The sequence below is a fragment of the Williamwhitmania taraxaci genome (assembly GCF_900096565.1).
GTDB classification, from domain to species: Bacteria; Bacteroidota; Bacteroidia; order Bacteroidales; family Williamwhitmaniaceae; genus Williamwhitmania; species Williamwhitmania taraxaci.
The window spans coordinates 1-1,546 of record NZ_FMYP01000162.1 but is presented as its reverse complement, the minus strand read 5'-3'; the positions used below and the strand labels follow the sequence as shown (position 1 = coordinate 1,546).

Annotated in this window: 1 protein-coding gene; it reads left to right on the top strand. The window is 37.2% G+C overall.

Translation table 11 applies throughout. The features are described 5' to 3' along the window. Positions 1 to 298 precede the first annotated feature (298 nt). Positions 299 to 1,237: a carboxypeptidase-like regulatory domain-containing protein gene (locus tag BLS65_RS17695; RefSeq protein WP_092441111.1), complete on the top strand. Its 939-nt coding sequence runs from the start codon at positions 299 to 301 to the stop codon at positions 1,235 to 1,237. The last annotated feature ends 309 nt before the right edge of the window (positions 1,238 to 1,546 follow it).

The window sequence follows — 1,546 nt, the reverse complement described above, 5'->3', positions numbered from 1 at the left end:
CGATTGTGACAAAGAAATGCGGAATAGAAGAAAGAAATGGACGATTATGACAAAAAAAAACGATAATAAATGAAAGAAATGAAGAATTGTATTACAGAAAGTCATAATTTGCATAAAAGAAATCGAACATTGAGCGTAGAAAACCAATAATGGGTTAAAATAATCCTCGGTATTGTATAGAGATTTAGCATTGCGGAGAGAAAAGAGGATTAGTGTGGTATAGATTTAATATTCAATGGGAGTATCTAAGTTTAGGTTACTCTTTATCATTTAATACTAATTCTTAAAACTTACCATTATGAACACTAATCAAGAGGACAGATTTAGTATGTACTATGTTGTAATGAATACTTGTGATAAGTATAAAGCAGTATGGGAAACCAATGCAGTATTTTCAGCAACTTACAATCTTTGGGTTGCAAAAATACCATTAATAGAACAAAACAGGGACGCCCAAATCCTAGAGACAACAGGTATAACGACGAACAAAACAGCAAGGCGGGCCACAATGACCGAGAAAGCATTATTTGTGGAAAATAGGCTACAATCGTACGCTAATGTTGAGAATAATCCTGAATTGCTTGAAAGTATAAAATATACGGTATCGGACTTGAAAAAGGCGAGAGATACCGATGTGATTGGTATTTGTAATACGATACTTGCCAGAGCAAATGCCCATGCTGCAGCCATTGTGGCTTATGGCGTTACGGCTGATATGATTACAGACTTACAAGCTGCAATAGTGGCTTATACTACAACACTTGCCAACCCAAAGGCTGCGAGATCGCAAACAAAAACGGCAACACAAAACCTTTCGGATCTTTTTAAGGAATCAGATACGCTTTTGAACACGCGACTGGATTTGGATATTGAACTATTTAAGATTACGAACCCAGATTTTTTCAGCCAGTATAAAACTGCCCGTATGATAACGGCAACGGGTGGTGGTGGAACTTCGGTTTTGGGAAGAGTGATTAATGCCGGAAGTGGCGAACCTATGAAAGGGGTAACATTTACGTTTTATGCTGAGCCAAATGGAACAATGAAGGCTGCTGGAGGTGAAAAGGTAAAACCGATTGTAAAGAAGAGTGCGGATAAGGGAAAATTCCGAGCGAAACTTCCTGAAAATATGTATAGGGTAGTTGTTGAGAAAATAGGATTTAAAAAACAGGAGATAGTTATAACCGTGGCCAACGGTGAGAGCACTAACTTGAATATAGAACTTGAAATGAACTAATTGAAGGCACTATGATTTGATTGATTTAATAATTGATGTGATTAAAAAGCCCTGCGGAAGCGGGGCTTTTTTGGTTATATTGTTGAGTATGGCAGATAGTAGGCATCGCTGGGGGCTTCGTGATGGTTAAAGGACTGGTTATTAGGGGGTGGTGTTTAATTACTACTTAAGCCTCAATATTTTATACCGCGTGTTACCAGCTGTTTATCATTTTTGGAGTATGTAAACTAAACTCTGTCTACTACAAAAAAGTGTTACACTTGTATTAGAAAAGAGAAAAGATGGAATCAGAAGAATTTAAGATCATGC

Coding starts and splice junctions, on each gene's coding strand:
- BLS65_RS17695 (WP_092441111.1), top strand. CDS start 299: ATGAACACTAATCAAGAGGACAGATTTAGTATGTACTATGTTGTAATG.